Origin of the sequence: Malaciobacter halophilus (assembly GCF_002837275.1) — a bacterium.
Classification (GTDB): domain Bacteria; phylum Campylobacterota; class Campylobacteria; order Campylobacterales; family Arcobacteraceae; genus Malaciobacter; species Malaciobacter halophilus.
On the sequence record NZ_NXIF01000080.1, the window covers coordinates 1 to 4256 of the forward strand.

Sequence of the window (4256 nt, forward strand, 5' to 3'; positions counted from 1 at the left end):
AAAATAGAAATAAAAGGTTGATTTTTTTTCAAAGGGATTTCACAATAAAATTTATTTGAAGCTAATTCTAAAAAAAAGTGATTTTTTCTTAAAATATATTCTTTTTCATCTTTATATGAAAAATTAATATTTGAACCAAGATTAAAGATTAAACATGCTCCTGAAACTTGTGATTTTTCATATAATAATAAATCTTTATTGGGAGTAATTCTTCTAACAAAAAGAGCAATACCATTTCCCATATCATAAAAGATAGTAAAACCTTCTCCATACTCTTTTTTTATTTTTGCAAAAGAAGTCTCTCTTGAAAAAGGATTTTGAATTTTCTTTTCTATATCTATTAAATCATAGTAGTTTACTTTTTCCATTAATTATTATTACCCTTAATTATTTTGATAATAATAATTAAAATATGTTTAATAAGTTGTTAATTAAATAAAGAAATCAGTTGTTTAAATATATAGTTTTTTTCTTCATTATATCTAATAATTGATTCTTTTATATGTATTTGAAAGTTGTTTTTATTGATACCTCTAAATTTTTTTAATCTTTTATTTATAAACTCTTCAAGGCAATTTTGGGTTTTTAAAAAGCCTATTAATAAAAATTTTTTTTCTCTTTTACTATATAAAAGTTTTGCACTATTTGCTTTTTTATGTTTAAGTAATTGTTCTTTTATTTTAGTATCAATTAGTGTGTTATTATGATTTATTAAAATAGCTTCTTTTTCATTTTCTATAAAAAACACTATTTCATTATTAAAATGGATATATTTTAGTAAGCAACTTTTTTTTGAAATTGCTTTTTGTTCATTTGATATTAGATGAGAACGCATTTTTTTGTAATAGCTATTTATTGTTTGTCTACTTATATTTAATTTTTGTGCCGTTTGGCTTGCAGTTAAGTCTTGTACAAAGCATATACAAATTTTCTCTATTTTATTAGTGTTAAGTTTTGCATTTTTTATCTTATATTTTAATATATCTACACTTGACATAGAAAAATTATATTAAAAAAGTATGTGGAAAAAATGTGTAAAAATTGTTTCAAGCTTTTAGTTGTCATGATAGGAAAACTGATAAAGATAATCTAAGTAAAAAAAGGAAATAATTTCAAATATTAATTATGATAATGATTATCACACACAAGGGGAAAATTAATGAAATCATTTAATAAAAAGATATTAACACTATCTTTATTTGCAGCTTTTGCATTGCAATCAAATCTAGTTGCAAAAGATACAAAATCTTTAGGTACAGTTGATGTAGTCTCTTCAAATGATACAGAAACTTCAAAGTCATATACAATAGATTCTATGAGAACATCTTCAAAACTGAATCTTTCTATTAAAGATACACCTCAATCAGTATCTGTAATGACTACACAACAAATGAAAGACTAAAATATAACATCATTTCAAGATTTGATGGAAAATGTTTCAGGAGTAACAGTAAACAGATGGGATGAAAGAATTTATCCTTATGCTAGAGGATTTAAAATTGATTATTATAAAGTAGATGGAATGCCCTCTCATGCTACTATTGCAGATAATGATTTTGATTTATCTATGTTTGATAGAGTAGAAGTAGTAAAAGGTGCTAATGGCTTAACAACTGGTGCTGGAAATCCTGCTTTAAGTTTAAATTTTGTAAGAAAACATGCAACAAGTAAAGAGTTTGAAGGAAATATCTCATTATCTGGTGGTTCATGGGATGCATATAGTGCAACAGCCGATATATCAACTCCTTTAAATAAAAAAGGAAATATAAGAGCTAGAGTTGTAGCAAAACATGAAGATAAAAAATCATTTATGGATGGATATGATAAACAAAATGACTTTTTTTATGGTGTTGTAGATATGGATTTAAGTGATACTACATTTTTATCACTAGGTGCAAGTTATCAAAAACTTGATAGAAGTGGTATTAGATGGGGTGGTTTACCAGCTTTTTATAATGACAGTAGTAAAACAAATTTTGATAGAAAAGATGCAGTAACAGAAGATTGGACATATTGGGATAGTAAAACAAAAAGTTACTTTTTAGATTTTAAACAGTTTTTATATAAAGATATTGCGTTTAATCTATCTTATTCTCATAAAAAAGTTTATAGTGATACAGCACTTTTATATTTTGGTGGTAGAGTAGATAAAAATACAGGTTTAGGAGTAGAATATACTCCTCTTGCTTACTCAAATGATCAATATGATAAAGAAGACAATATAGATGCTTATATTACTGCACCTTTTGAATTAGGTGGTTTAGACCATGAAGTTATATTAGGGTATATGTATAATAAAAAAAGACTTGTAAGTAATAAATGGGGGGTATCCTTCATTAGCAGGTGCAGTTTTAGATTTTAATAATATAAATATTGCAAAGCCAAATCTTGACTATTCAAATAGTGCAACTCCTGATAAAACTGTACAAACAGGTATTTATTTAGTTGGAAAATTCTCTTTACTTGATTCTTTAAAATTAGTTACAGGAGCAAGAGTTTCTGATTGGGAGTATGTAAATGAAGAAGGAAATGGAAATAGAGAGTTTACAAACGAAGTAACTCCATATATTGGTTTAGTTTATGATATTGATAAAAATCACTCAATTTATACTAGCTACACAGATATTTTTAATCCACAAGATAAACAAAGTGCAAGTGGTAGTTATTTAGACCCAATTGAGGGTAAAAACTATGAAATAGGTGTAAAAGGTGAGTATTTTGATGGTAGATTAAATGCTTCTTTATCTATTTTTAGAATTGAACAAGATAATGTAGCTCAAAAAATTCCTGGAGTAAAAGTTATTGGAACTACAAAAGATGCATATGAAATGGCAGAAGGTGTTACAAGTAAAGGATTTGAGTTTGATATTGCAGGTGCAATAACAGAAGCTTGGAGTATAAATTTTGGATTAGCTAATTTTGAAGCAAAAGAGGCAAATGGAGATAAATATGCAACTCATGTATCAAGAACAACTGCAAATTTATTTACAAAATATAAGTTAAACAGTTTAAGTTTTGGTGCTGGGTTAAACTATAAAAGTAAACAAGAAAATAAGACAAAATATGGAACTATCACACAAGATGCTTATATAATTGCTAATGCAATGGCAAATTATAAGATAAATAAAAATCTAAATTTACAATTAAATGTAAATAATATATTTGATAAAGATTATTATTCAGGTATAGGTGAAAATGGTTCTGACAATAGTATGGTTTATGGTACACCAAGAAATGCTACACTAACTTTACAATACTCATTTTAATAACTAAAAAGGACTTTTCCTTTTTAGTTTATATAATTATGATAATAACTATTAATATTTAATAAGAATATTGTATAATTCTTTTATGTTAAAAGAAGAATATAAAAAGTTAAAAGTACTATATGTTGAAGATGAAGATTTTATAAGAGCAAATGCAGTTTCATATTTAAAAAGATTTTTCTATGATGTATATGAAGCAAATGATGCTTATATGGCTTTAGAACTTATTGAGAAAAAACAACCACACTTAGTAATAACAGATATAAAAATGCCAAAATTAAGTGGTTTAGATATGATAAGAAGAGTAAGACAAACAGATGAAAAGACTCAATTCATAGTGCTTAGTGCTTTTACTAATAAAGACTATTTACTTGATGCAATAGATTTAGGTTTAGTTAAATACTTATCAAAACCCATAAAACATGATACTATTTTTCCTTTACTTTTAAAGTGTGCAAAGCAAAGTTTTGAAAATAAGAATAATAAAAAGTTTATAAATGAAACTACTTATTTTGATAGCTTTGAAAAAATATTAAAAGTAGATGAGCAAGAGATAAAACTAACAAAAAGTGAAATGCTTTTTTTAGAACTTCTTTGTGTGAACTCTCCACGAGTAGTTACTTATGAACAAATGCAAGAGTATATTTGGGAAGATGAGTTTATGAGTGATAATGCAATTAGACTTTTAGTTCGTGATTTAAGAAAGAAGCTTCCTTGTAAAGCTATTAAAAATGTATCAAAAATCGGATACAAAATAGAACTTCTTAAATGAAAAAGATTTTTTTAATTTTATTTGTTTTTTCTTACTCTTTTGTTTTTGCGGATAAATTTAATTTAATAAAGAGTTTTCAAGTTTCTGAAGACTTTGAGATTTTTAAAGAGTTTGGCAAAAAAGATTTTTTAGAGCATAAAAATAAAAAAGTAAAAAAGTTTGCTGTAAAAATAGAGCTTAATAAATCACTTTTAAAAGATAAAAAGTTCTATTTAACA

Annotated in this window: 6 protein-coding genes and 1 pseudogene; 5 read left to right on the forward strand and 2 right to left on the reverse strand. The window is 25.3% G+C overall.

Annotated features, from left to right (window positions below):
- Positions 1-368 (reverse strand): annotated as a pseudogene (locus tag CP960_RS13230) (helix-turn-helix domain-containing protein); the annotation flags it as partial.
- A gap of 59 nt (positions 369-427) precedes the next feature.
- A complete protein-coding gene (locus CP960_RS13235; protein ID WP_101185943.1) occupies positions 428-997 on the reverse strand; it encodes a hypothetical protein in 570 nt (189 codons plus the stop codon).
- A gap of 162 nt (positions 998-1159) precedes the next feature.
- Between CP960_RS13235 and CP960_RS13995 the strand changes: the two genes are divergently transcribed.
- The 5 genes from CP960_RS13995 to CP960_RS13250 all read left to right on the forward strand — a co-directional run.
- Complete coding sequence (locus tag CP960_RS13995) at positions 1160-1402, forward strand: hypothetical protein (RefSeq protein ID WP_228152087.1); 243 nt, start codon at positions 1160-1162, stop codon at positions 1400-1402.
- Between the two features lie 24 nt (positions 1403-1426).
- Positions 1427-2362 (forward strand): TonB-dependent siderophore receptor, encoded by a 936-nt coding sequence (locus CP960_RS14000; RefSeq protein ID WP_237673267.1) that lies wholly within the window; start codon positions 1427-1429, stop codon positions 2360-2362.
- Positions 2363-2372: 10 nt separating this feature from the next.
- Positions 2373-3266 (forward strand): TonB-dependent siderophore receptor, encoded by an 894-nt coding sequence (locus CP960_RS14005; protein WP_228152089.1) that lies wholly within the window; start codon positions 2373-2375, stop codon positions 3264-3266.
- Between the two features lie 85 nt (positions 3267-3351).
- Positions 3352-4038 carry a response regulator transcription factor gene (locus CP960_RS13245; RefSeq protein WP_101185944.1) on the forward strand — a complete coding sequence of 229 codons (687 nt, stop codon included), beginning with the start codon at positions 3352-3354 and terminating at the stop codon, positions 4036-4038.
- Positions 4035-4256: hypothetical protein (locus tag CP960_RS13250; RefSeq protein WP_133121160.1), on the forward strand; the 222-nt coding region annotated here is incomplete at its 3' end. The genes CP960_RS13245 and CP960_RS13250, both read left to right, overlap by 4 nt.

Bases quoted from the DNA above. Each gene is read 5' to 3' on its own strand.
- CP960_RS13235 (WP_101185943.1), bottom strand. From the start codon at position 997: ATGTCAAGTGTAGATATATTAAAATATAAGATAAAAAATGCAAAACTT.
- CP960_RS13995 (WP_228152087.1), top strand. From the start codon at position 1,160: ATGAAATCATTTAATAAAAAGATATTAACACTATCTTTATTTGCAGCT.
- CP960_RS14000 (WP_237673267.1), top strand. From the start codon at position 1,427: ATGGAAAATGTTTCAGGAGTAACAGTAAACAGATGGGATGAAAGAATT.
- CP960_RS13245 (WP_101185944.1), top strand. From the start codon at position 3,352: ATGTTAAAAGAAGAATATAAAAAGTTAAAAGTACTATATGTTGAAGAT.